This window comes from Williamsia muralis, from assembly GCF_051487485.1.
Taxonomy (GTDB): domain Bacteria; phylum Actinomycetota; class Actinomycetes; order Mycobacteriales; family Mycobacteriaceae; genus Williamsia; species Williamsia muralis_B.
This window is the reverse complement of sequence record NZ_JAHVCV010000001.1, coordinates 614,373-638,664: the sequence shown is the minus strand read 5'-3', so window position 1 is coordinate 638,664 and position 24,292 is coordinate 614,373. Positions and strand designations below refer to the sequence as shown.

The 24,292-nt window shown below is 64.1% G+C and carries 27 protein-coding genes; 10 read left to right on the top strand and 17 right to left on the bottom strand.

Features of this window, described 5'->3' with window-relative positions; all coding sequences use genetic code 11:
- Positions 1 to 16: 16 nt before the first annotated feature.
- From KXR83_RS03180 to KXR83_RS03170, 3 genes are read right to left on the bottom strand one after another with little or no spacing between them, the layout of a single operon-like run.
- A complete protein-coding gene (locus KXR83_RS03180) occupies positions 17 to 841 on the bottom strand; it encodes a glycosyltransferase family 2 protein (RefSeq protein ID WP_437423604.1) in 825 nt (274 codons plus the stop codon).
- Entirely contained in the window at positions 838 to 1,821 is a 984-nt protein-coding gene (locus KXR83_RS03175; protein ID WP_437423553.1) for a hypothetical protein, read from the bottom strand. The genes KXR83_RS03180 and KXR83_RS03175 overlap by 4 nt, the downstream gene beginning before the upstream one ends.
- On the bottom strand, positions 1,818 to 2,900 hold the full coding sequence (locus tag KXR83_RS03170; protein WP_437423552.1) for a glycosyltransferase family 4 protein: 1,083 nt from the start codon (positions 2,898 to 2,900) through the stop codon (positions 1,818 to 1,820). Before KXR83_RS03170 ends, KXR83_RS03175 begins: the two co-directional genes overlap by 4 nt.
- A 368-nt stretch (positions 2,901 to 3,268) precedes the next feature.
- Here KXR83_RS03170 and KXR83_RS03165 point away from each other — a divergent pair, with 368 nt between their 5' ends.
- Positions 3,269 to 3,691, top strand: a complete 423-nt coding sequence (locus tag KXR83_RS03165) for an STAS domain-containing protein (protein ID WP_437423551.1) — start codon at positions 3,269 to 3,271, stop codon at positions 3,689 to 3,691.
- A gap of 47 nt (positions 3,692 to 3,738) precedes the next feature.
- Positions 3,739 to 4,170 (top strand): ATP-binding protein, encoded by a 432-nt coding sequence (locus KXR83_RS03160; RefSeq protein ID WP_099382969.1) that lies wholly within the window; start codon positions 3,739 to 3,741, stop codon positions 4,168 to 4,170.
- Between the two features lies 1 nt (position 4,171).
- On the opposite strand, the gene KXR83_RS03155 is transcribed toward KXR83_RS03160, so the two are convergent.
- A complete protein-coding gene (locus tag KXR83_RS03155; protein WP_023954931.1) occupies positions 4,172 to 4,924 on the bottom strand; it encodes a lysophospholipid acyltransferase family protein in 753 nt (250 codons plus the stop codon).
- A gap of 112 nt (positions 4,925 to 5,036) precedes the next feature.
- Here KXR83_RS03155 and KXR83_RS03150 point away from each other — a divergent pair, with 112 nt between their 5' ends.
- Both KXR83_RS03150 and KXR83_RS03145 read left to right on the top strand, forming a co-directional pair.
- Complete coding sequence (locus KXR83_RS03150) at positions 5,037 to 6,602, top strand: Rieske 2Fe-2S domain-containing protein (RefSeq protein ID WP_437423550.1); 1,566 nt, start codon at positions 5,037 to 5,039, stop codon at positions 6,600 to 6,602.
- Positions 6,603 to 6,845: 243 nt separating this feature from the next.
- On the top strand, positions 6,846 to 8,357 hold the full coding sequence (locus KXR83_RS03145) for an FAD-dependent oxidoreductase (RefSeq protein WP_437423549.1): 1,512 nt from the start codon (positions 6,846 to 6,848) through the stop codon (positions 8,355 to 8,357).
- 46 nt (positions 8,358 to 8,403) lie between these two features.
- On the opposite strand, the gene KXR83_RS03140 is transcribed toward KXR83_RS03145, so the two are convergent.
- From KXR83_RS03140 to KXR83_RS03130, 3 genes are all read right to left on the bottom strand, one after another.
- Positions 8,404 to 8,796, bottom strand: coding sequence for an ATP-binding protein (locus KXR83_RS03140; protein WP_437423548.1), 393 nt, complete (start codon positions 8,794 to 8,796; stop codon positions 8,404 to 8,406).
- 257 nt (positions 8,797 to 9,053) lie between these two features.
- Positions 9,054 to 9,485, bottom strand: a complete 432-nt coding sequence (locus tag KXR83_RS03135; RefSeq protein ID WP_437423547.1) for an STAS domain-containing protein — start codon at positions 9,483 to 9,485, stop codon at positions 9,054 to 9,056.
- Between the two features lie 110 nt (positions 9,486 to 9,595).
- Entirely contained in the window at positions 9,596 to 10,423 is an 828-nt protein-coding gene (locus KXR83_RS03130) for a SigB/SigF/SigG family RNA polymerase sigma factor (RefSeq protein ID WP_437423546.1), read from the bottom strand.
- 175 nt (positions 10,424 to 10,598) lie between these two features.
- Between KXR83_RS03130 and KXR83_RS03125 the strand changes: the two genes are divergently transcribed.
- Positions 10,599 to 11,777 carry a zinc-dependent alcohol dehydrogenase gene (locus tag KXR83_RS03125; protein ID WP_437423545.1) on the top strand — a complete coding sequence of 393 codons (1,179 nt, stop codon included), beginning with the start codon at positions 10,599 to 10,601 and terminating at the stop codon, positions 11,775 to 11,777.
- A 47-nt stretch (positions 11,778 to 11,824) separates the two neighbouring features.
- Here KXR83_RS03125 and KXR83_RS03120 read toward each other — a convergent pair whose 3' ends face one another.
- A complete protein-coding gene (locus KXR83_RS03120; protein ID WP_437423544.1) occupies positions 11,825 to 12,244 on the bottom strand; it encodes a ChaB family protein in 420 nt (139 codons plus the stop codon).
- Positions 12,245 to 12,367: 123 nt separating this feature from the next.
- Between KXR83_RS03120 and KXR83_RS03115 the strand changes: the two genes are divergently transcribed.
- Entirely contained in the window at positions 12,368 to 13,216 is an 849-nt protein-coding gene (locus KXR83_RS03115; protein WP_437423543.1) for an SDR family oxidoreductase, read from the top strand.
- 60 nt (positions 13,217 to 13,276) lie between these two features.
- Here the strand turns inward: KXR83_RS03115 and KXR83_RS03110 are convergent, their stop codons facing one another.
- A complete protein-coding gene (locus KXR83_RS03110; RefSeq protein ID WP_437423542.1) occupies positions 13,277 to 13,783 on the bottom strand; it encodes a hypothetical protein in 507 nt (168 codons plus the stop codon).
- Positions 13,780 to 14,691: a hypothetical protein gene (locus KXR83_RS03105; RefSeq protein WP_437423541.1), complete on the bottom strand. Its 912-nt coding sequence runs from the start codon at positions 14,689 to 14,691 to the stop codon at positions 13,780 to 13,782. The genes KXR83_RS03110 and KXR83_RS03105 overlap by 4 nt, the downstream gene beginning before the upstream one ends.
- Before the next feature lie 521 nt (positions 14,692 to 15,212).
- On the opposite strand from KXR83_RS03105, the gene phoU reads away from it, so the two are divergent.
- On the top strand, positions 15,213 to 15,866 hold the full coding sequence (phoU, locus tag KXR83_RS03100; RefSeq protein WP_437423540.1) for a phosphate signaling complex protein PhoU: 654 nt from the start codon (positions 15,213 to 15,215) through the stop codon (positions 15,864 to 15,866).
- Here phoU and KXR83_RS03095 read toward each other — a convergent pair.
- The 5 genes from KXR83_RS03095 to KXR83_RS03075 all read right to left on the bottom strand — a co-directional run bounded on the left by KXR83_RS03095 (position 15,851) and on the right by KXR83_RS03075 (position 20,153).
- The gene (locus KXR83_RS03095) at positions 15,851 to 16,564 is read right to left on the bottom strand and encodes an ANTAR domain-containing protein (protein WP_437423539.1); all 714 of its coding nucleotides are present in this window, start codon (positions 16,562 to 16,564) and stop codon (positions 15,851 to 15,853) included. The genes phoU and KXR83_RS03095 overlap by 16 nt on opposite strands.
- Before the next feature lie 227 nt (positions 16,565 to 16,791).
- Positions 16,792 to 17,493, bottom strand: coding sequence for a GAF and ANTAR domain-containing protein (locus KXR83_RS03090; RefSeq protein ID WP_437423538.1), 702 nt, complete (start codon positions 17,491 to 17,493; stop codon positions 16,792 to 16,794).
- Positions 17,494 to 17,565: 72 nt separating this feature from the next.
- Entirely contained in the window at positions 17,566 to 18,318 is a 753-nt protein-coding gene (locus KXR83_RS03085) for a GAF and ANTAR domain-containing protein (protein ID WP_437423537.1), read from the bottom strand.
- A gap of 148 nt (positions 18,319 to 18,466) precedes the next feature.
- Positions 18,467 to 19,726: a serine--tRNA ligase gene (gene serS / locus KXR83_RS03080; protein WP_062794719.1), complete on the bottom strand. Its 1,260-nt coding sequence runs from the start codon at positions 19,724 to 19,726 to the stop codon at positions 18,467 to 18,469.
- Between the two features lie 10 nt (positions 19,727 to 19,736).
- Entirely contained in the window at positions 19,737 to 20,153 is a 417-nt protein-coding gene (locus tag KXR83_RS03075) for an ankyrin repeat domain-containing protein (RefSeq protein ID WP_437423536.1), read from the bottom strand.
- A gap of 131 nt (positions 20,154 to 20,284) precedes the next feature.
- Here KXR83_RS03075 and KXR83_RS03070 point away from each other — a divergent pair, with 131 nt between their 5' ends.
- Positions 20,285 to 21,388 carry a septum formation family protein gene (locus KXR83_RS03070; RefSeq protein ID WP_437423535.1) on the top strand — a complete coding sequence of 368 codons (1,104 nt, stop codon included), beginning with the start codon at positions 20,285 to 20,287 and terminating at the stop codon, positions 21,386 to 21,388.
- 3 nt (positions 21,389 to 21,391) lie between these two features.
- Positions 21,392 to 21,742, top strand: a complete 351-nt coding sequence (locus KXR83_RS03065; protein WP_437423534.1) for a metallopeptidase family protein — start codon at positions 21,392 to 21,394, stop codon at positions 21,740 to 21,742.
- A 40-nt stretch (positions 21,743 to 21,782) separates the two neighbouring features.
- Here KXR83_RS03065 and KXR83_RS03060 read toward each other — a convergent pair whose 3' ends face one another.
- Positions 21,783 to 22,448 carry a histidine phosphatase family protein gene (locus tag KXR83_RS03060; RefSeq protein ID WP_437423533.1) on the bottom strand — a complete coding sequence of 222 codons (666 nt, stop codon included), beginning with the start codon at positions 22,446 to 22,448 and terminating at the stop codon, positions 21,783 to 21,785.
- Positions 22,445 to 23,365, bottom strand: coding sequence for a prephenate dehydratase (pheA, locus tag KXR83_RS03055; protein ID WP_437423532.1), 921 nt, complete (start codon positions 23,363 to 23,365; stop codon positions 22,445 to 22,447). The genes KXR83_RS03060 and pheA overlap by 4 nt, the downstream gene beginning before the upstream one ends.
- Positions 23,366 to 23,496: 131 nt before the next feature.
- Between pheA and KXR83_RS03050 the strand changes: the two genes are divergently transcribed.
- Positions 23,497 to 24,261, top strand: a complete 765-nt coding sequence (locus tag KXR83_RS03050) for a DUF2470 domain-containing protein (RefSeq protein WP_023954961.1) — start codon at positions 23,497 to 23,499, stop codon at positions 24,259 to 24,261.
- Positions 24,262 to 24,292 lie beyond the last annotated feature (31 nt).

Sequence of the window (24,292 nt, the reverse complement as noted above, 5' to 3'; positions counted from 1 at the left end):
CGAGCGTGCCTTCTCGTCAGCTCCGCACCCAACGATTGCGCTCGTTGTCGAACACGACCAGTCCGAGTTCGGCGAAGCCATCCAGCCAACCGTTCATCGGCCACCATCCCCAGCGGCGGTGGAAGATGTCGGCGTTGAGCAAGATGTCGTCGAGGTGCTCCACCGGCGGGTTCGAGACGGGGTGGAACTGGTGATAGGCATGGGCACCACCTACCCAGGCGATCTCGAATCGCTGGGATGCCGCCATCTGGGCGAAGTCGGTGTCCTCCCCGCCGTAACCGGTGTACCCGTCAAAGAAGCCGCCGATCCGTGTCCAGTTGGCTGCGGTGACAGCAAAGGACAACGACCAGAACAGATTCATGTCGGTGCCGAGCTCCACGGACCCGGCTGGTGGGTTCGGCCGCGCGCGGTGGGGCGCCGTCAGCGACGCGAGGTCACCCCCGCCACGTGCCACTTCGGAAGCCCGGTCGTCGAGATACGTGACCGGCCCACAGAACAGCAGGCGTTCTCCAGCCCGGCGCTGGACGGCGGCCTTGTATCGGGACACGAGATCGGGCGCGGGGATGCAGTCGACATCGAGGAAGACCAGCAGGTCGGCGCCGCGGTCACGGGCGATCGCCGCGGCAGTGTTGCGCGCGAGCGCGAGCGGCAGCCTGCCGTCGACGCGTGCGACGTGTGCGACCACTGCCTCACCCAGGTCGACCTTTTCAGCGATGTCGGGATCGTCCATGGCGACCACCACGTGAAGGTCGGGTCGCTCGGAAGTGGCCGCGAGAGCGCATAATTGGGCCCGTAGATGCCGGTGCCGGCCACTCACGATCGTGAGCACGGCGACGGTCATGTCCATCTCAGGGCGACGTCCTCGATCACATCTGCGGCGCGCCCAGCGGCACCTTCTGTCTCCCACCGGGACCAGCGGTGCGAGGGTGTCTGCGCCGCAGCCGCGCACAACGCCGGCCATGCCGAGGTCTCTGGCCACGCCGATGCCACCGTGGCCAACTGCAGCACCCGCTGCATCTCGGCGACGGCCCGCTGTTCTCCGAAGGGCCGGTCTTCGGCGATGACGATGGCCGGCCTGGCAGCGACCGCCAGGTCGGCGACGGTGTTCTGGCCGGAGTTGCCCACTATTACCCCGGCGTTGCACATGGCGGGCCAAGGATCGGCCAGCCAACTGTCGGGTCCGCCGGCGAAACGCCACGCCATGTCCGGATACGCAGACCGGCAGGCATCGACTGCTTGAGCCGAGATGCGGGTTCCGCCGGACCCGGTCATCACGAGGACATCAGACCGTTCGGCGTCCTCAGGACACCGGGCGCGGCCGGCGAACCTGCTGATGCCGCCGGTGAAGGTGGTCTTGTGCAGGTGCGGTCGCAACCAGTCCGGCGCATGGACCGCTTCCGGCCACGGCGCGATGATCGCATCAGCCATCCCATAGGCCAGCTGGTGTGGCGAATCGTCGCGAGCGCCGGGCATCGCCACCACGATCACCGGAACACCGAGCAGCCGGGCGAACACCGCGACCTCTACCGACACGTCCACGACGAGTGCAGCCGGGTCTGTCTCCTCCACCCAGGCGGCCAGCTGAGCCATCCGGCCTCGCATCCCCGGATCTCGGATCGGCGCCCAGTGCACCATTCCGGATGCGGTCACATCGCGACGCTCCCCGAGGTCGTCGCGGTCCAACTCGACAACGTGCTGGAACACACCGGGTTCGATTGGAGCCGACGACAAAGCGGTGACGGGTGTTCGCATCGCCCGGGCGATAGACGCTGCCCGATTGCGGTGGCCGTGGCCCTGGTGGTGGACGTAGTAGCCGATCATGCGGCCAGATGGGTGTGACCGGCCAGCCGTCGGTACAGCGACATGTACTGATCCACCATGGCGCCCTCGGCACAGTGACTCTCGGCTCGGGCGCGCACGACCTGTCGATCCAAAGTCATCGCCTGGCGTGCCGCGACTGCCAGCGAGTCGACGTCATAGGAGTCCGCCAGCACCCCGCCGTCATCGCCGACGATCTCCGGGATGCCCCCGCGCCGAAAGCTCGCGACCGGGGTCCCGCACGCGAGCGACTCCGCCACCACCAGGCCGTAGGGCTCGTCCCACAGGGGTGTCACCAGGGTGGCGGCCGATGAGCCGACCACCGTCGCCAATGCGCTCTGGTCGAGGTGGCCGACGTACCGGATGCGATCGGTGAGCAACGGGCTGATCTCACGGTCGAAGTACTCCCGGTCGCTGATGGGCCCGGCCAGCCGGAGTCCGAGACCGGCCCGGTCGGCGGCGAGGGCAGCGAGGTGTGCGCCCTTCTCCGGTACGAACCTGCCGATCCACACGAGGTCGTCGCCGCCGGTACCCGCAGGCCAGAGACTCAGATCAACCCCGTTGCTGATTACCTCGATGTCCTGCGCAACGTGGCCCCACGACCGGGCGGTGTGCTCGCTGACCGCGGCGAACCGGGTGTTCTCGGTGTTCACCTCGATCGCGGATTCCAGCCACGGCGTCGGCGGGGTGTGCAGGGTTGTCAGGACCGGCGCTGTCGCGGTGCGGGCCAATGCGATGGGCAGATAGTGGAGGCTGTGGTTGTGGATGACGTCGAACTCGGCATCGCGGCCCAGGCGCATCATCAGTTCCAGATAGGCGTGATGTGCAGCCATGAAGCCTGGCTCCGGCATCGACGTGTCGCGTTGTGCCGCCGGGCTCGGGTCGAACTCGCTCACATCGAGCAGCGAGTGGTCGATGCCCAGATCCGATCCCGCAGCTGCGAACAGCGCCACATGGTGACCGCGACTCGACAGGGCCCTGGCCAGGTGCCACACGTGGGCTTCGAGCCCGCCCGCAAATGGTTCTGCGATCGGATAGCGATGCGATGCGATCAGTGCGATGGACAGCGATTCTTCGTTCATCGCCGGTGCCGTCTCGGTAGTGCACCTTCTGAACACAGTGTTCGGACAGCGGTCATTGACGCTCCATGCTCCTGACTCTTGGCGATGGCCCGCGGTCGGACCTCGATCGTGCCGCGCCTTCTCTAGGTCTGATCGACCCGTCGCCGCACAGCCACACAACGTGATACCCCGACCAACACGACACGAAACGCCGCCGTCCGCTGCGGGTTGCGAACATGGGTTCGGCGAATGCGGCAACCAATTGGTTGCCGTGTGGTCAAGCTGTGCAAATATGGACTAGTCGGTTCAGCTAGAAGCCGGGGGTGCGTGCTGTCTGGACTTCCTGGATCGCGCGCACGGTAGAAGACACCATTGAGCAAGGGGAATCGATGGAATCGATCGACGGGCAAGCGCAAGTCGCCCGCGAAGGTCACGAGTTGCCGGGCACCGGACTGACCATCGCCGCAGACCGAAAAGGCGGACTGGTGGTGTTGACCGTGCGCGGAAGTATCGACATCCTCACCGTTCCGCAGCTGGCAGACGCCGTTCGCGAGGCGATCAGTGGTGTGCCGGCCGGACTCATCATCGACATCACCGAAGTCGATTTCCTGTCGTCGGCGGGCATGGCCGCCCTGGTCACCGCCCACGAGAACATCGCGCCGACGGGCAAATTCGGCGTTGTTGCCGATGGCCCGGCCACCGAGCGGCCCATGCGTCTGGTCGGTTTGGACGAGACGATTCTCATGTATGCGACCGTCGAGGCCGCAGCTGCGGACTTCGCCGCAGAGAGCAACGATCCTTATACCGCTTAAAAGCGGTGCTGCTTGGGTAACAGTGAGCTGTGGGTGCCGATCAAGTCATGACGAACTCGCCGACCGAGGGCGTACGGCTCATGTATACCGATGTGGCCGCCGAACCGGCGGCCGCGACCTCGCTACGCCAGTTGCTCGCTGAATGGCTTGCCGAGCATGTACCCGATGTCGGCGACCTCTCCGACTCGATCACGTTGGCGGTTTACGAAGCGCTCGCCAATGCCGTCGAGCACGCCTACTCCGGGCGTGAGCCGGGCACGATGAGTCTGCGTGCCACCTACCATCCGCATGATCAGCAGTTGAACGTCACCGTTCAGGACCACGGGAACTGGCGCGAACCGGACCCGACAACTCACCGACTGCGCGGTCGCGGCATTCCTCTGATGCAAGCGCTGGCCGACCATCCGCGCATCAACCCCAGTCCTCAGGGCACCACGGTGAACCTGGAATGGAATCTCGGCGCCGAGCGCGACAAGTAGGTCAGACGCCGCCGTCGCGCTTGGCCGCCCGGGCGGCCAGGTCCTCGGCATCCATCCGGTTGGCCTCTTCCAGTGTGGGCGCCGAACCCCCCAGTCGAGCGGGCACCCAGAACTCCCCTTGCGGATGGGGCCCGTAATTCTGCTGCAAGGTCAGCAGTTCCTCACTCATCGTCTTGTGCAGACGCTCGGTCAGTGAGGCCGGATCACCATCCGGCGCGATCAGTTCTCCGACACCTATCGAGATGGGGATGTTCGTCCGGCCCAGCCGCTTGGGATGGCCCTTGGTCCAGACCCGCTGAGCGCCCCAGATGACGGTCGGCAGGATCGGCACACCCGCTTCGAGCGCCATCCGCGCAGCACCGGACTTGAAGTCCTTGATCTCGAAACTCCGGCTGATCGTCGCTTCGGGGTAGACACCGACGAGCTCTCCTCGTTGCAGGTATTCCACCGCGGCGCGGTAGCTGTCCGCGCCGGCCGAGCGGTCCACCGGGATGTGTTTGAGGCTGCGCATGATCGGCCCGCTGATGCGGTGGTCGAAGACCTCCTTTTTGGCCATGAACCGTACTTTGCGTTTACCCTGCAGAAACGCAGGCAAGCCGGCGTAGGTGAAGTCGAGGTAGCCGGTGTGGTTGATAGCAACCACCGCGCCGCCCGTCTTCGGTACGTTCTCGACCCCGGTCACGGTGAACTTCAGGCCCTCGGCGGCCCAGAGTGATCTGGCGATGGCGATGACTGTGTCGTAGACCGGTTCCATGCGGCGAGCATAGCGTTGGCCAAAGAGGGGCCACCCGGAACTGGTCGATACTCTGGTTCTCATTGCGACGAACCAGAAGTTGAAGCAATAACCACGATTTTGGAGGCAGCACGTGCAGGTCACGAGCATTGGGCACGCCGGATTCCACATCCAGACTGATGCCGGGTCGATCTTGTGTGACCCATGGGTGAACCCCGCGTACTTCGCCTCATGGGTGCCGTTCCCCGACAACAGTGAGCTGGATTGGAAGGCGCTGGGTAACTGCGACTACCTGTACGTCAGCCACCTCCATCGGGACCACTTCGACGAGCAGAACCTGCGCGACAACGTCAGCAAAGACGCGACCGTGCTGCTTCCGGACTACCCGGTGCCGGACCTGCGCCGCGAACTGGAGAAGCTCGGGTTCACGAAGTTCGTGGAGACCGAGGACTCGGTGAAGACCACCGTGACGAACGACAAGGGCAGTCTCGACGTGATGATCGTCGCACTGCGGGCGCCGGCTGACGGTCCCATCGGCGACAGCGGGCTCGTGGTCAGCGATGGTGAGACCACCGTCTTCAACATGAACGATGCACGGCCTGTGGATCTCGACGTAATCGCTGAACAGTTCGGTCACATCGACCTGCACCTGCTTCAGTACTCGGGCGCGATCTGGTACCCGATGGTGTACGACATCCCGAAACGCTCAAAGGCCAATTTCGCTGCCCAGAAGCGCCAGCGCGGTATGGACAGGGCCCGGTCGTACATCGAGCAGGTCGGTGCCACCTGGGTTGTCCCGTCGGCAGGGCCGCCCATGTTCCTCGATGAAGAGCTGCGCTACCTCAACGACATCGAGAACGACCCCACGAGCATCTTCCCGGACCAGGAGACCTTTCTGGACCAGATGAAGGAGAAGGGCACCGACGACGGGGAGAAGCACCGTGGCCTGATGATGGTGTCGGGCTCCACCGTCGACATCACCGGCTCACAGCTCAACGAGTTGTCGCATCCGTACCCGCCGGAGCAGGTCTTCGGTCCCAACAAGGCCGCGTACCTCGATCGGATGGCCGAGAAGTTCGCTCCGGTGATCGCTGCGCAGAAGGCCACGTGGGCCCCTGCCGGCGGCGACCCCTTGCTGCCCGCCCTCAAGGAGCTCTTCGAGCCGATCATGGCCCAGAGCGACCTGATCTGCGACGGCATCGGATACCCGGTCGGATTGGTGATGGGCGAGGAGACCGTTGTCCTCGACTTCCCCAACCGCACGGTTCGGGAACCGAAAGAAAAAGAAGGCAAATACCGGTACGGATTCCGGATTGCGCCTGAATTGGTCAGAACGGTCCTGCGTGACAACGAACCCGACTGGGTCAACACAATTTTCCTCTCGACGCGTTTCACCACCTGGCGCATCGGTGGATACAACGAATTCCTGTACACGTTTTTCAAGTGTCTGACCGATGAGCGAATTGCCTACGCTGACGGGTGGTTCGCCGAGGCACACGACGACTCGTCTTCCATCGAGAAGGACGGCTGGAAGTTGCAGCGCCGCTGCCCGCACCTCAAAGCCGATCTGACGAAATTCGGTGTCATCGAGGGCGACAAGTTGACCTGCAATCTCCACGGCTGGTCATGGGACCTGCCCAGCGGACGGTGCCTCACGAGCAAAGGGCATGAATTGCGAAGCGCTCGAATCGAGTCCTGAAGCCGCTCGTTTCGAGACCGGTTGACCTCAAAGTAGTACGGGGGTTATATTTTCCCGGCGTTTGAGGTGACGATTCCCTTCGGCGTGGGAGACTCAAAAAGCGAGTCTCCCCTCAAACTTTCTTGATTTTCTTCGCAGCCATTCCGTTCCGCCGGTTCAATTGATGCCGGCGGAACGGTGTTTCGCGGGAGCAGTTTGAACTGCGGACACCGCGGGTATCAGAGCGCTGTGTCCTCACTGTGGATGAAGAGCGTTCATGTCGACCCGCCTGTCCGGAGTATCGCCGACTCGCGCTTCGACTACGTCGTTGTCGGCGGTGGCATCACCGGCGTGACCACTGCCCTGCTCCTGGGTCGATCCGGTGCCGACGTCGCCCTGGTCGAAGCCCGGCTTGTCGGCGCTGTGGCCACGGGCAACACCACCGCGAAAGTCAGTGTGCTCCAAGGCACCCGACTGTCCTCCATTTCGAGCAAGCACTCGACCGCAGCGTTGCGCGGTTATGCCGACGCCAACCTCGAGGCGCAGCAATGGCTGCTGGCGTTCTGTCGGCAGCACGAGGTGCCGTTCGAGATCGAGACGGCGTACACCTACGCGCAGTCGGACAAGGGCCTCGACAGCATCCGCAAGGAGTTCCAAGCCGGCCAGAAAGCGGGCCTCGACGTCCGCTGGGTCGACGATCCCGGGACACCGTTTCCATCGGTGGCGGCAGTGGCCCTCGACGACCAGGCCCAGTTCCACCCGCTCGACGCCCTCGAAGCCCTCGTTGCCGAAGCCCAGCGGCACGGCGTGCAGGTCTACGAGAACACCAGGGTCGTATCTGCGCACAGCAAAGACGGCGACCAGATACTTCGCACGGACCAGGTGGACCCCGTCACCGGAGACGACGTCACCGTTCGTGGCAGGAAGATCGTATTGGCCACCGGTACACCGATTCTCGACCGCGGCGGCTTTTTTGCCCGCGTCCATCCCGAGCGCTCGTACGCTGCCGCCTTTTCGGTCTCAGAGCCGATCATGGCAGGCATGTACCTTGCCGCCGACCAGCCGTCGAGGTCGGTCCGGTGGGTTCCGGGACCCAACGGCGAGCCGCTGCTTCTCACCGGCGGAAGCGGCCATCCCGTGGGGCGGGCCAAATCGGAGCAGGAACACGTCGACGAGCTGATCGACTGGACCACAACGTATTTCCCGACAGCTCAGCTGACCCACCAGTGGTCGGCGCAGGACTACATCACGATCGATGAGCTGCCTTACGTGGGACCGATCCTTCCCGGGCACGACAGCATCTACGTGGCCACCGGATTTGCCAAGTGGGGCATGACAAATGGGGTTGCTGCCGCGTTGGCGCTTGCCGGCCGGCTCCTCGGCGGTGGTCCGGCGTGGGCGGAGTACCTGGACTCGTCCCGCCCCGCGCAGGTTGTGGGCGTCCCGTCTGCCGCGGTGATCAACGCCGAGGTCGGGCTGCACATGGCCAGGGGGTGGGCGGGGGCCGCGATCAAGCCCGGCTCCTCAACCGACACCGATGAGACTGTTCCTGAGGGCGGTGGGGTGCTGCGTCGCAACGGTGCCCGGCCGGTGGGGGTGTGCACCGTGGAAGGACTGACGCACAAGGTGTCGGCGGTGTGCCCTCACCTTGCGGGTGTACTCAACTGGAATGACGCCGAGAAGTCGTGGGACTGCCCGCTGCACGGATCGCGTTTTGCGGCCGACGGAGCGGTCCTCGAGGGGCCGGCCACCCGGCCGCTCACCAAGCTCGACTGAAGCCGAGCTGAAGTGATTGTCGCCGTCGGCCGGCGACAATGATCTGCTACTTCACCAGTTCGATGGCTACCAGACGGCCACCATCGTTGTCTGCCTCGCCCTCATGGACGGTCACCGACTCGGTCAGCGTTTGCAGCACGTGCCATCCAAAACCGGTCTGGGGCAGGGAGTTCGAACTCGGGAGCCACGACTGGACCACGCCGTTGAAGTGGTGCTCCGATGTGGTGAAGGCGACCGTCAATTCGGCACCCGGTCCGGCATGCCCGATGATCGTCATGGCGGCCTCGTCTACAGCCAGTTTGATGTCGGCAACCTCGTCCAGGGAGAAATCGGCCAGCACCGCCAAGGTCTCGGCGATGGCCCTGACCATCGCAACTTGCGACTTGTCGGCGGGCACCCGGATATTCACCGGAGCCACTGCCGTTTCGTCGATACGCATGACGTCACCCACTACCACTTCGATCCCCCTTTACCGGGCAGGTTACCCCGGCCAACGGTGTTGATCACGATCGACATTTGCACTACTCCTACTACGGTCTCACCCCGTATACCCCGACGATGGCTGCCCTAAGCACTCTCGCGAAACAAATAGTCAGGGTGCCCGCGACGCCTCAACGATCGCACATCCCACACGGTCGGCCCGGCGCCGCGTCACCTCGTGAAGCCGGACGCCATCACCGTTGGGACTCCGCAACATCATCGGGGGTCGACACGACTCCACTCCATGGAGGTGGCATCACGAGCAGCCTCCAGCGATGGGAAGCACTCGACCAGATCACCAAGGAGCTCCAACGGTCTGCTGACCGATCGTTCACAGGCAACACCGAACCAACGATCCTCAGCCGCGGCGGTTTCCGCCATGTCGATGAGCAACTCGAGGCAAGGCACGGGAGCGAACCCGACACCCATCAGGTCCACGACGAGCGCACAGGATTTCGGCATCAGATGCTCCAGGTAGTCGCGCAGGAGTAACACCGTGTCCAGATCCATCTCGCCGTCCACCCGGACCACCAGGGGATGCGCACGCGTACACGAGAACGTGATCTTCCTGGGGCACAGGGAACGCAGATCAGCCGCCGCCGGAAGGTCTTTGAAGTCGGGGTAGAAGTAGGTCTCCGATGCTGACATGAAAGTCTCCAGCCGCCAGAAGATGACTGTCCCGAGCCGAGATCGCCGAAGCGAACTGGTCAGGAACTCGGCTGTCTGCCCAACCTGATCAACAATCTACAATTCGATGTTTAGTTCAGGAAGGAATTCGGGCCGCCCAGTGCCCCGTCTTCGTCTGAACCGAGCTCGTCTCGCAACTTGGCGAGGGTGCTGGAGAGGATGCGCGACACGTGCATCTGCGAGATCCCCAATTGTTTTGCGATCTCCGTCTGGGTCTGGGATCCGAAGAACCGCAGTACAAGAATTCGCCGCTCCCGCTCGGAGAGCTTGGCGAGAGCCGGCCGGATCGCGACGTAGCTTTCGACGTGCTCGTACTCGGGATCCTCGGAGCCCAGCGTTTCCAGCAACGGTGCGCCGAGTTCGTCATCGGCCGCACCGGAATCGGTGGACAGTGCCTGATACGCCCCACGGGCCAACAGTCCTTCGGTCACCTCCGCGACACTGAGGTCGAGCTCAGCGGCGATCTCGCTGGGCGACGGTGCCCGCCCGAGGCGCTGGGACAGGTTTTCCGAGGCGTCGCTGATCGACTTGTGCAGTTCCTTCAGCCGACGTGGGACACGGGTGGCCCACGCCGCATCCCGGAAATGTCGGCGCACTTCGCCCATGATCGTGGGCACGGCAAAAGACACGAACTCCGAACCGTGTTGAGGGTCGAACCGATCCACTGCATTGACGAGGCCCAGGCGGGCAACCTGGACGAGGTCGTCGTGATTCTCGCCGCGGCCACTGAAGCGGCGGGCGATGTTCTCTGCGAGCGGGAGGCAGCGGGTGATGACCTGGTCGCGAAGACGGTCAGCAGCGGGAGTGCCCTTTTCTTTCTCCCGTAGCCGCGCGATCAATTCCACGACGTCGGCATAGTCGTCTGAGACCCGCGCCTTCGGTTGAGTTCGCTCCAACACGGTCCCATCTACGCTTGCTGATTCAACTCGTCTGGGTTACCCCGTCGAGTTCGTCTTCAATCAACCTGTCATGCGGCCCTGTTCTCGAGCAGCGCTTGGGTTCACCACGGCACTCCATGGGTATCCGACCCGCGTGCCCGAGGAACGAAACGGGCGGACCCAACCAGGAGGACTCATGAGAGCAGTGACGTGGCAGGGCAAGCGGGACGTGCGTGTCGAAACGGTACCGGACCCGAAGATCCAGGAGCCGACCGATGCCATCATCGAGCTGACGACCACGAACATCTGCGGCTCGGACCTCCACCTCTACGAAGTGCTGGGCCCCTTCATGAGCCCCGGCGACATCCTCGGCCACGAGCCCATGGGACGTGTGGTCGAGGTGGGTGCCGAAGTGAAGAATCTGGCCGTGGGCGACCGGGTGGTGATCCCCTTCCAGATCTGCTGCGGTAGTTGTTTCATGTGCGACAACGGTCTGCACAGTCAGTGCGAGACCAGCCAGGTGACCTCTGAGGGCCGTGGCGCAGCGCTGTTCGGATACTCGCAGCTGTACGGCCAGGTGCCGGGCGGCCAGGCTGAGTACCTGCGGGTTCCGCTCGCCGACGCCACCCATATCAAGGTGCCCGAGGGCCCGGCGGACTCGCGATTCGTGTACCTCTCGGACGTGCTTCCCACCGCATGGCAAGCGGTCGAGTACGCGAACGTGCCCGACGGTGGAACGGTCACGGTCTTGGGATTGGGGCCGATCGGCGACATGTGTGCACGCATCGCGGCTCATCGCGGCTACGACGTGGTTGCGGTAGACCTCGTGCCCGAGCGTCTCGACCGGGCCAAGGCGCGGGGCATCGACACCATCGACATGAGGTCGGACAAGAACATCGGCGAGATCGTGCGCGACCGCACCTCGGGACGCGGAACCGACGCGGTGATCGACGCGGTCGGCATGGAGGCACACGGCGCTCCCGGGGCCAAGCTCGTCCAGACCGCGGCCGGCTTCCTGCCGGACGCCGTTGCCCAGCCTGTGTTCAAGACGGCCGGCGTCGACCGACTCGCTGCGGTGAACACGGCCATCGACGCGGTCAGGCGCGGCGGGACGGTGTCACTGATCGGTGTCTACGGCGGCGAGATGGACCCGCTGCCGCTGGGCACCATGTTCGACAAGCAGATCAATCTCCGCATGGGTCAGGCGAACGTGAAGCGCTGGGAGAAGGACCTCATGCCGCTGCTCACCGACGACGACCCGTTGGGCGTGGACACCTTCGCCACTCACGAGCTGAGCCTCGAGGAGGCACCCCACGCCTACGAGATCTTTCAGAAGAAGCAGGACGGTGCGGTCAAGATCCTGCTTCGTCCCTGACCCCCGAGGGCCTCACGGCCACCCAGGAGAAGACTGCTCGAGAACCCTCACCGGTTCTTGGCAGTCTTCTTTCTGTTCGCCTTCTTGATTGCGGAGACGAGTTCCTTCTTCTTCATGGAAGAGCGGCCTTTGATGTCGAGTCGCTTCGCCACCTTGACCAGGTGATCCTTGCTGGCGTTGGCGTCCACACCCTCGGCAGACTTTCCTGAGGGATTGGGGCCACCACTCTTTGCGCGGCTGTCAGAGGGGCCCTTCTTCTTCTTGGGTTCCCAACGGTCGCCGACCTTTTCGAAGCTGTGCTTGAGGGCGGAGAATGCCGTGCGGTGCGCACGTTTCTCGTCGCCGTATTCGTCCATCGCCGAGTCGTAGGTCTTGGTGAACGTGCGTTGTGCCTTCTTGCCCGATTTGATCAACGTACTGGGCAGCTCACTCTTCTTCGGCGCACCCGATTTTTTGGTCTTCGGCATGTGCTTCCTCCTTCTCGAGATGTTCGATCGGTCCTGGAGGTTACCCGTCAGCAGGACCGTCAAACTCGAGGTTTCACCCGGTCACAGCCGGGTAAGCAGCGGTGGAACAGAAAGGTGCAGACCATGAGCGAACATCCAGCCGAGAACATCGAGTACCCGGGACGCACCGGGGACATGAGCGAGCAACCGCACGACGAAATGCGGTCGTACCAGGGCCGCGGACTCCTGGAGGGCAAGAAGGCTCTCATCACCGGCGGCGATTCCGGCATCGGACGGGCAGTCGCCGTGGCCTATGCCAAAGAGGGCGCAGACGTCGCCATCGCGTATCTCGACGAGTCCGACGATGCCGCACATACCAAGGGTCTCGTCGAAGCAGAAGGACGCCGATGCACCACGTACGCAGGTGATCTGGCCGATCCCACGCACTGCCGTCAGATCGTCGGCCGAACGGTCGAGGACTTGGGCGGCCTCGACATCCTCGTGAACAACGTTGCCTACCAACACGTTGTGGAGGACTTCTCTGAGATCACCCCCGAGCAGTGGAAGCGAACGTTCGACGTGAACATCCACAGCTTCTACCACGTGACCCACGCCGCCCTCGAGCACCTCGGTGAGGGTTCGGCAATCATCAACACCGGCTCCATCAACGGGTTGCGCGGCAACAAGTCACTGATCGACTATTCGGCCACCAAGGGCGCTGTCATCGCGCTCACGTACTCGCTTGCGCAAAGTCTTGTCGACCGCGGGATCCGGGTGAACTGTGTTGCGCCGGGACCTGTCTGGACACCGCTGATCCCCGCGACGATGCCCGCCGACAAAGTCGCGGACTTCGGCAAGCAGGTCCCCATGGGCCGCGCCGCACAGCCGGACGAGATCGCGCCGTCGTATGTTTTCTTTGCATCGCAGACCATGTCTTCGTACTACAGCGGCGAGGTGCTGGCCCCGATCGGCGGCGAGACTCTGCCCGGCTGAGATCGGCGGGGCGACAACCCAGATGGCCGAAGGGACCTTCGGGCCGGGCAGGACAACCGTTTACGGGTTCTTGGCCGCCGTGATCGCCTCGCGGATCGCCTCCGCGCATTCGGCTCCCGCAGGTTCGGGGCCGAGACCGATGTAGAAGGTGCCGGCTTGGCCGTGCTCTCCCGGAAAGCCGCCCAGTGTGATCCCCGAGTCCTCCACCGCCGCAAAGGTGTCTTCGAGCGCGCTGCCCACCCGAGCCGACGCCTGGGACATCGGGACCGACAGCACGGCCGTGCCCCGCTTCTCACCCGCTGTCACCACGATCAGATGCGTGGAGTGGATGACGACAAGCACCTCGTGCGCCGCATCCGGATCGGTCCAGTTGGCCTTGCGGCGGAACACCTTTCCGAGAAGCGAATTGGAGGGCAGGTTCTGGCTGGAGGTGAGCCAGGCCGGCATGTCATCGCTGAGAACCAACTGGTGGCTTTGTGCATGTTCTGACAGGGCTGCCGTCATCTCCATGGACAGTTCGTCGAAGCGGACCATTCGGGTGGACCGCTTGTACATCGTGGTGCTCATGCTGGTGCCTTCTCTGCTCCGGGCTCGGCCTGTGCGCTGGCTTCCACCGCGCCCGACCACGCCACTGTGACCGCGCCGACGACGGCGAAGATGAAGCCGAGAACAGCCAACCATGTCCGGCCCGGAAGTGCGTTGTCGCCCAGCCAGATGATGCCGACCAGACCGGGCACCACCGTCTCGCCCACCACCAGTGCGGCCGTCGCCCCGTTGACCGAACCGAGCTGCAGCGCGACCGTGTGCAGGTAGTAGCCACCGATTCCGGCAACCGCGAGCGCGTAGGCGGCGGGGTCGGTGAGGATGTCGACCACGTCGAAGTCGGAGATGCCGTGCAGGATGCGCACTGCGATGGCCACGGCACCGAACATCGCGCCGGCACACAGCCCGGCGGCAATCGCCGCCCGGGACCCCAGCCACCTGATCAAACCGATCGAACCGGCGAACAACACCAAAGTGACGGCGAGCAGGCCCCAGTGGAACCAGGCGGCGTCGTGCCCGTGGCCTTCGGAGTCCGCCGAGATACCCAGCGCGAACAACGCCACGATCACGACGGCGATCGCCAGCCAGTCCCTCTTGTGGAGGTTGATACCGAGCACGAAGATGCCGAGGATCGCTGTCACCACCAAGTTGGCACTGACGATCGTCTGTGACAGGAAGAGCGGGATGAGACGGGCCGACACCGCGCTGCAGCCGAACCCGACGACATCGAGAACGGTTCCGACGATGAACGCGGTAGTCAACACCGCGGCCATCGTCGACCGCATGGTAGGTGCGCCTTTGTCGGTCTCGAAACCGCTCTCGCCGCGCGCGGCCGCCGCCTGCTTCGCCGAGCGCGCGCCGTAAGCCTGCATCACGGAGGACACCCCGTATGCGATGCACGCGAACAACGCCGCGAGAATCCCGATGATCATGAGGGAATTATGTCGGGGCTCGACCGCTTCCGCGCATGAACGCGCCAGCAGGGCGGAATAGTTCGGCACCGCTGCCGGTTACAGATACCGACGGTGTTCGTATCACTGCCCCGGGTACCACCCCAAAGTTGCTGCGAGCAACCACTTGCCGAGAGGCGCACTGGCGAACATCGTCCCGTCTGAAACGAAGGCCGCGACACCCATGGGTGTCGCGGCCTTCGTGCGCGGCGCTCGGTGCTCGGCGTGCAGCCTCGTCGACGCGTAAACCCACGTCGCTGACGTGGTCGCCAACCGAATCAGCACCTTGTGGCCTGCAATGTGGCGGAATCGGTTGCGTTGCGGTGAAGTCTTCGTCACCGACGACCAGGCAAGTAGCATGAATCACAGGCGCGTAGCTCGTGCGCCATCTCGCCATCTGTCTGAGAATGCGCAGTCACTTTCAGCGAGTGCATCACTCGCTCGGCGATTTCCACTCCGGCGATCTCCATTCGGCCACTGACTTCAGACAGAGAGACACTCTCATGCGCAGCACGTTCCGCGACCAGTTACGCGACCTCAACACGACGCTCAGCACGATGGCCACCTTCGCAGGCAATGCCGTCGAGCGAGCCAGTCATGCCGTTCTGTGCGCAGACCTCGCAGCGGCGGAGGAAGTCGTCAGTTCGCACGACGATCTACGGGCGCTGTCGGCGACGGCTGAGTCGCAGGCTTTCCTGCTCCTGGCCCGGCAGGCTCCCGTGGCCTGTGACCTACGGACGGTGGTCGCCGCGACGCACATCATCGCCGATATAGACCGCATGGGTGGTCTCGCCGTCCACATCGCCGAAGCAGCGAGAAGGCGTCATCCCGCGAGCGTTGTCCCGGACGAAGTGGCCCCCTACTTCTCGGAGATGGCACAGGTCGCCGTGACGATGTCGCACACGGTCGGCGATGTGCTGCTCACTCACGACCCGGCCGACGCGCGCCGTCTCCACGACGATGACGACATCATGGACGACCTGCACCACCGATTGACAGACACTCTCGACGACAGCTCGTGGCCGCACGGGGTCGCGGCAGCGATAGACGTAACTCTCCTTGGTCGTTTTTACGAAAGATTCGCCGATCACGCTGTGCTGATCGGCCGTCGTATCGTCTTCCAGGTCACCGGCGAACTACCTCAGCCGGCGTCCTGATTTTCTTCGGAACGATTGCTGATGATCTGCCGGGCTATCTCGGCAACTCGAACATTCGATTCCTGCGACAGCTTGGTCAATTGTTTGAACGCCTGGGTGGCGTCGATGGAGAATCGCTCCATGATCATGCCTTTGGCCTGGCCGATGATGTCTCGCGATGCCAGGGCGCTCTCGAACTGCTGCTGTCGTAATGCAGCGTCGAAAATCAACGCCGCGTGCGCTGCCAGTGCGTAGCCCGCTTCGACCGCATCGTCGGTGATGGCATGGGCGCGGTCCGAATAGAGGTTGAGTGCGCCCATTCCCTCGGCGTGGGTGAACAATTCATACGACACAGATGACCTGACCGGCGACTGGTCTCGTGCTGCCTCCACCAATCGCGGCCAACGTTTCTCCGACAGCAGGTCATCCACCCTTACTGTGCGATGTTCCCATGCCGCGTCCAGGCACGGGCCTTGCCCGGCTTGCTGTTGCAGTTGGTCGAATTGCTCGGCCACTTGATGGGTGGGAGCCATCGTGTCGAGGACGTTCTCGCCCCTGGTCAGGGTGATGCCGGCGAAGGCGATGCCTTCGATGACGTCGACCGCATTCGCGGTGATCTCGGTGAGAACCGCTTCAGGCCCCTCGGGCGCCTTGGCGTGTGCGGTGCGGGCGAGGTCGGCAAGCACGGTGTGCAACTGAGCGTTGGACTCATTCGGCATCGATTAGGGACTCCAATGTCGACATCGGTGCGCGCCATCCCATCACAGGGAATGTGGTTGGCACCGACAATACGAATACAGCAGGCGCCGCTACCTTCTGAGCTCGAACACCCGGCGCGCGACGTTCCGTTTCGGGAGACGTCGCGCGTTACGACATTACTTCATCGTCGCCGGTAGAACTGTCATGAGTGGCCGTCGAACCGACTTCCTCGCGGTCCAACTTCTGCCTATTCTGCGGACTTGCTGTGCCCGATGATTTCCCGAGCGATCTCGGTCAGCGACTTGTTGCGTGTCTGAGACAGCAGTTGCAGATACGCGGTTGCCACGGTCGCATCGAATTCTTCGCGTTGCATGATCATCCCGGTGGCCTGACCGATGATGTCGCGGCTCGGCAGATCAATTTCGAAGAGGTTTCCCCGGTGCGAGGCCGCCCAGATCATGGCCGTATGCGATGCGAATACATAGCCCAGCTCCCTTGATCTCGAAGTCATCGCTTCAGGCTTGTCGGAATAGAGATTGAGGGCACCGACATGGTCACGTGTGGTGAAAAGCTGGTATGAGCCGATTGACGAAATAGGGGTTTGTTCGAGCGCATCGCGCTGAAAATCGGGCCACCGGTTGTCGAGCCGTAAGTCATCGATGAAGAAGGTCTCGTGCTGTACCGCAGCCATGAGGCAAGGGCCTTCTTGATACTTCTGCTGAATCCGGTCGAGAGCGCGCGGGTGGGCATGAGTGGCGGCCGGAGTCGAAACCGCGCCGTTCTGCCGGGACACCACCGTTATGCCTGCGTAGTCGATATTGGGGATGTGCTGGACTGCGCTATGGACAAGCTCATCAAGGGCACCATCGGTGATTCCGACCAGCTGCTGCCGCACACTTTGCGTGATCTCGGCGACGCGCTTGTACACCTCGGTTTCGGGAACAGCCACTCGATGACCTCTCTCGGATTTCCACCGAGCAGACCGCACGACTTGCTTTCGACGCTACGCGCTGAGGCTGATTCAAGTAAGGGGCTCACCAAGGTTCAGCGGGACGAGAGGTCTTACTTCACCTCGTGGTCGTGCGACTCGACCAGTTGTCTGGCGACCTTCGACCGGCACGTTCGAGTCCTGCGAGAGTTTGGTCATCAGGTTGAAAGCCTGGGCTGCATTGACCCTGAATCGCTCCATGATCATGCCCTTGGCCTGCCCGATGATGTCGCGGGACGCGAGCGCGCTCTCGAATTGATCTCGACGTTGAGCCGCGTCGAAGCTGAGCGCCGCGTGGGCCGCCAGCGCATATCCGACCTCAACCGCATCACTGGTGAAGGCATGCGGCTGATCTGCATACAGATTGAGCGCACCCATGCCATCGGCCTGGGTGAAGAGTTCGAACGACACCGAAGACCGCACCGGCGACTCTTCGCCGACGGTCTTGGCCAGCTTCGGCCAGCGTGGGTCGTTCAGCATGTCGTCGACTAGAACGGTGCGATGCTGCCACGCGGAATCGAGGCATGGGCCCTGTCCGGTTTGCGCTTGGAGGTAGTCGAATTGCTTCGCCACCTCGTCGGTGGGCGCAACGGTCCGGTCGATCTTGCGTCGCTTGACCAATGTGATGCCTGCGGAGACAACACCTTCGACCACTTCGACAGACCGGTTCGTGATCTCCTGTAACACCGCATCGGGCCCCAAGGCGGATTTGCCGTGCATCTCGCGGGCGAGATCGGCAAGCACCACGTGCATGCGTTCGGCTTCAGCTTGACTTCGTGTCGACAACGCCATCTCCTAGCCACTCGTGCGGGACGCTGACCGAATTGGCAAGCCACGCGACAACGCAGTGAGAGAAACACTTACGTGTCACTGCCGACTGACGCTACTACTGCGTGCGGCCAGGTGCACCGCCTATGGCCAGTGACGCGGGCGGTCAGCGAGCCGGCGCGAGGATCTCCGAACCCACAAAAGGCACCAGCGCTTCCGGCACCCGCACGCTGCCGTCGGGCTGCTGGTGATTCTCCAGGATCGCCACGATCCAGCGGGTGGTGGCCAGGGTGCCGTTGAGGGTCGCGGCCACCTGCGGCTTGCCGTTGTCCCCGCGGTAACGCACCTGGAGCCTTCTGGCCTGGTACGTCGTGCAGTTGGATGTCGAGGTGAGTTCGCGGTAGGTGTTCTGCGTCGGAACCCATGCCTCACAGTCGAACTTGCGCGCTGCCGATGAACCGAGGTCGCCGCCGGCAACGTCGATGACGCGGTACGGCACATCGATCGCCGCCAGCATGTCCTTCTGCCAGCCGAGGAGCTTCTCGTGTTCGGTCTCGGCGTCTTCGGGCTTGCAGTAGATGAAGGCCTCGACCTTGTCGAACTGATGCACCCGGATGATGCCGCGGGTGTCCTTGCCGTAGCTGCCCGCCTCACGACGGAAACAACTGGACCAACCCGCGTACCGCTTGGGTCCGGCGGACAGGTCGAGGATCTCACCCATGTGGTAGCCGGCCAGCGGAACCTCGGAAGTGCCGACGAGATACAGGTCATCTTCAGCAAGGTGGTAGACCTCGGCCGAGTGGGCACCGAGGAATCCGGTGCCGTCCATCACCTCGGGCCGAACCAGCACCGGAGGGATCATCACGGTGAAGCCGTTGGCCGTCGCCTTCTGTGCTGCGAGCTGCAACAGGCCCAACTGCAGCATGGCTCCCGGCCCGGTCAGGAAGTAGAAGCGTGAGCCCGAAACCTTCGCGCCGCGCTCCATGTCGAGCAGACCGAGGCTCTCACCGAGTTCCAGGTGGTCCTTGGGGTCCTCGATCGGGGTGGGCTCGCCCACGGTCTCCACGAGGACGAAGTCCTCTTCGCCACCGGCAGGTGCCTCCGGCGCGACGATGTTGTTGATGGCGCGGTGAGCGGCAGCCATCTTCTCGTCGGCCGCAGACTCGCGGGCGTGAGCGGCTTTGACCTGGTCGGCGAGGTGCTTACCCCGAGCGAGCAGTTCCTGCTTCTCCTCGGCGGGCGCCTTCCCGATGAGCTTGCCTAGGTCCTTCTGTTCCGAGCGCAGCTGATCGGCCTCGGCGATGGCGGCCCGACGCTCGGAGTCGGCGGCGAGCAGCACATCCACGAGGCCGGGATCCTCACCGCGGGTGCGTTGAGATGCCCGGACGAGGTCGGGGTTGTCGCGCAAAATCTTCAGGTCGATCACTCTGGAAACCCTACTGGTCGAGCAGCCCCAGGTAATCTTCGCGCCCGAACATGGAAGCGGCATCACGTGCGGTGGGATGCCCTGTGTCCGGATCGGCGCCCGCGGCGATGAGCGCTCGCACCACGTCGTCATGCGATTTGAAGACAGCGCCGGCGAGCGGCGTCTGCCCCTTGTCGTTGACCCGATTGACGTCGGCGCCCGATTCGATCAGCCCGGACACCACGTCGTGGTGCCCGTGGTAGGCCGCCAGCATCAGCAGGGTGTCGTCCGCGCCGTTTGTCAGATTGACCGGCACACCGGCTTTCACATAGTGGACTACGGCCGTGTCACCGGACCGTGCCATGTCGAACAGCCGTCCGGCCAGCTCGGCCACGTCCTCGCTCGGCGTCACGGCGTCGGATTCATCGCCTCGCGCGTCTGATTCCATCCTCCGACGATAACGCGGCCATGCACCCGAGGGTTTCGTCTCGCGGCTCAAGCCGCTCAGTACATAACGCGGACCATGCGCACGAGGGTTTCGTCTCGCGGCTCGAGCCGCTCAGTGCATGATGGACACCGATGGTTGACAGAGACGGCCGACGGGATCGACTGGGTCACGTGCTTCGACACCCGGTCAGGGTGCTGCTTGCCGCCATCCTCGTGGGTGCGGTGATCTGCGCGGGCGTGGTGGCTGTGCTGGGTGGATTCGACGATGCCGGCAAGGTCGACGGAGAAGAGATCGGCGACGCCAAGACGTCGGCGCGGTCGAGCCCGTTCTCGGAGTCGGTTGCCGGCGACTGCCTGACCTGGCCGGTGGACCTACCGGCCAAACAGTCCAAGGTCGACTGCACCGCCGAGCACATGTTCGAGGTCGCCGGATCCGTGGACACCGCGGCTTACCCGGGTGTCCAGTTCGGTGAGGACGCGCCGTGGCCCACCGCAGAGCAGTTCACCGCAATCCGCGACGAACACTGCCCGGTGGTGGTGAACAACTACCTCGGCGGGCAGCTCGACCCGGCCGGGCGGTTCTCGGTCGGGCTGATGTACCCCTCCCAACTGCAGTGGGCAGACGGAGAGCGCAGTTTGCGTTGTGGGCTGCAGTTGTCGGGCACCACCGGCACGTTGAAGCCGTTCGCCGGTCTGGTGCGCGACCAGGACCAGTCACAGCAGTGGCCCGAGGGCACCTGCATCGGGATCGACCCGGCCACCCGCAAGCCCACCGACCCGGTGGATTGCGCTGAGCCCCACGCCTTTCAGGTCACCTCTGTGGTCGACCTCTCGGCGAGGTTCGACCCCACGGGGGCGGGCGCGCCGTATCCCCCTGTGGTCGAACAGGACAACTACCTCAAGACCACCTGCCCCGACGTCACCAGTCAGTTCCTCGGCGGCCCCGACAAGCTGACACAGACCACCCTCAACTTGCAGTGGTCCACTCTCGCCGAGCCGAGCTGGCTGGCCGGTAGCCGAAAAGTGGTGTGCTACATCGGCTTACCTGACCAGGGCGGATTCGCCACGCTGGTCGGCGACGCCGCCGCCGGAAACCTGCTCATCAACGGCAAGGTACCCACCCCACCACCCGTCGAGCCCCCTGGACGCCTCATCCCATCACCGGTACCACTGCCGCCCGGTATCGAACCCAATCCGATCGAAACCCCGGCGCCGGCCGGCGGCGGTGGTGGCTGATAGATGCCGGTTGTCATGTCGGACAATGCGTTCGACGAATTGGTCTCCGATGCGCTCGACACCATCCCCGAGGAACTCGCCGCTGCGATGAACAACGTAGTGGTCCTGGTCGAACCGCACCATCCCGAGGAACCCGACCTTCTCGGGCTGTACTACGGAATCGCACTGACTGAACGCGACAGCCACTACGGCGGCACCCTTCCGGACACCATCACCATCTACCGCGAGCCCATCCTCGACATGTGCGACAGCGAGGACGAGGTGATCTCAGAGGTCGCGATCACGGTGGTCCACGAGATCGCACATCACTTCGGGATCTCCGACGACTGGCTCCACGCCAACGGGTGGGGTTGAGACCGGAGCGCAACCACCCCGACCAGCCAAACCGCCACGGCTAGCCCATCGGGTCGCGGGCGAGTTCTGGTTCGTCGTCACGCCGGAACGGCGGCAGTTCACTACCCCACCGCAGGCATGTCCACCCGTCGGCGGTCCGGGTCAGTTCGATCGATCCTGTGTTACCCAGGTGGTGGGCGAGCGCGAACTCGGTCGGCATGTTCACCAGGCGGGCTGCGACGAGCCGGATGGCTGCGCCGTGACTCACCAGATGCACATCGGGACCGGAGTCGTCGGCCTGCAGGTACCGATCGGCGATGTCCTCGATGACGGGCAGAAATCGTTCGTAGACGTCGTTCAGTGACTCACCGCCGGGCAACCGGGCACTGAGGTCACCGGCGAACCAGCTGCGGACCGTGGTGGAGAACACCTTGTGTGCGTCTTCGGACGTCTGGTCTTCGAGATCGCCGACCTGCACCTCGTGTAAGCCGTCGAGTACCTGGTTCTCCACTTCCCACACCGAACCGATCAGGTCGGCCGTCTGGCGAGCTCGAAGTGCCCGCGACGAGAACAGCACCGGGTTCGCGACGTCAGGTCGTTCGAGCGCATACCTGGCGGCCTGGCGTGCGCCGAAGTCGGTGAGAGCCGCGCCTGGCAATGCGGTGTCGAGTCGTTGGAGCACATTCGAGGTGGTCTCGCCGTGCCGCACGAGATGCAAGGAGCTCATCGGTCCAGACCCTGCCTGATGGATTTGAGCCACTGATCGCTCTGTTCATGGCTGGGGGGCGGGGTGCCGTTGGCCCGGGCAGACGGCCACGAGCCGAGAAAGTGCATCGCCGTGGCCCGTCGGTGGAGTGCACCGAGCGCTTCGGCGATGGGCGGATCGTCGAGATGGCCCACCACATCGAGATTGAAGAAGAAGCCGCCGGGCTCCCGCCTGGGTCGCGACTCGATACGCGTCAGGTCGATGCCGCGCGTCGCGAACTCGTACATGGCAGCCATCAGCGAACCCGGGACGTTGGGCAGGTCCAGGGTCACCGACGTGCGGTCGCGGCCGGTGCGGGCGGGGACCGGACCGGGCCGGCCCACCAGCACGAAACGGGTGTTGGCCTCGTCCGAATCGGCGACGCCCGTCGCCAGCGTGTGCAGGCCGTAGAGCCGGACCGACAGCGGCGTGGTGATCGCGGCATCGGCCCGTCCTTCCACCACGTCCTGTGCGGCCGCCGAATTGGACCCGCTGGTGACGAGTCGCGCCCCCGGGTAGTCGCGCTCGAGCGTCTCGCGAACCTGCGCCGAGGCCACCGGGTAGGCGGCGATCGTCGTGATGTCCGAGGAGTCCATCGGACCACGGGTGGCCAAGGTGAAGGCGATGTCCAGGACGGTTTCGGCAAAGATCTGCACCCGGGAGCCCTTGATCAGCGCGTCCAGGGTCGCCGGAACGGACCCTTCCACCGAGCTCTCGATCGGGACGCATCCGTAGGCGACCTCACCTTGACGGACGAGATCGATCACTCGGCCCGGGCTCGTGGCGCTGACTCGTTCGACATCGCCGTCATCCCCGAACGACGGATTCTCGGTGAGCAGTTGCTCCAGAGCCATCTCGGTGAACGTTCCGGAGGGTCCGAAGTAGGCGATCGCAGGCACGATTTGAAGATTACGGCAGTGAACGGGAGTCGCCGGAAAGCTTGCGGGACGAGACAACCCGTGATTAGGTTAGGGTTACCTACACCGAGCAGACAGGGTGACACCCTTCCGCCGACCATCGAGGACAGCAGATGTCGAAAATCGCCACCGCACGACCATCAGACGCCGAGCTGATCCGTACCGCCTGCATGCGCGTCACCGAAGCAATGCTCGCGATCGAGGGCAGCGAACCCTCGCCGGTGACGATGGTGCACCTGTACGACTCGCAGGCGTTTGTCCTCGTACCCTCCGACTCCGCCGCGTGCGCTCTGGCCTGGCAGGCCGGTTCAGCGGGACTGCCTGCGATGGTCGAGGTGACCGACCTCGCCCCCATCGAGCTACGGGAACAGGTCCGTTCCTTGATCTGGCTCAACGGGGCACTGCACTCGGTGCCCTCGGATCTCGAACGGGACCTGGCCTGTGAGATTGCCACCGACCACCCGTCGGCGGGCCTGCTCGACATCGGTCACGGCTACTCGCTGCTCCGCCTGAACCTCTCGTCCGCGGTTCTTGCCAATTCATCGGGAGCCGCCTCGGTGTCCACGCCTGAGTTGGCCGCAGCCGCACCGGACCCCTTCTGGGAGCTAGAGGCCGATTGGGTCGCCCACCTCGACGAGGATCACGCCGATCTGGTCGCCGCGCTGAGCGGCCGGTTGCCGGCAGAACTGCGCGAAGGCCAGGTGCGTCCGTTGGGTATCGACCGCTTCGGCGTCCGGCTCCGTATCGAGGGACCTGAGAGCGATTCCGATGTTCGACTGTCGTTCCCACGGCCGGTTCACGACGTCTTCGAGTTGTCGCGTGCCCTGCGCGCACTGGCCGGCTGCCCCTACATCAACAGCCTGCCCGGCCAGAGCTGACGCCGCTGCGCAGAAAGCGCCAGTAATCTCG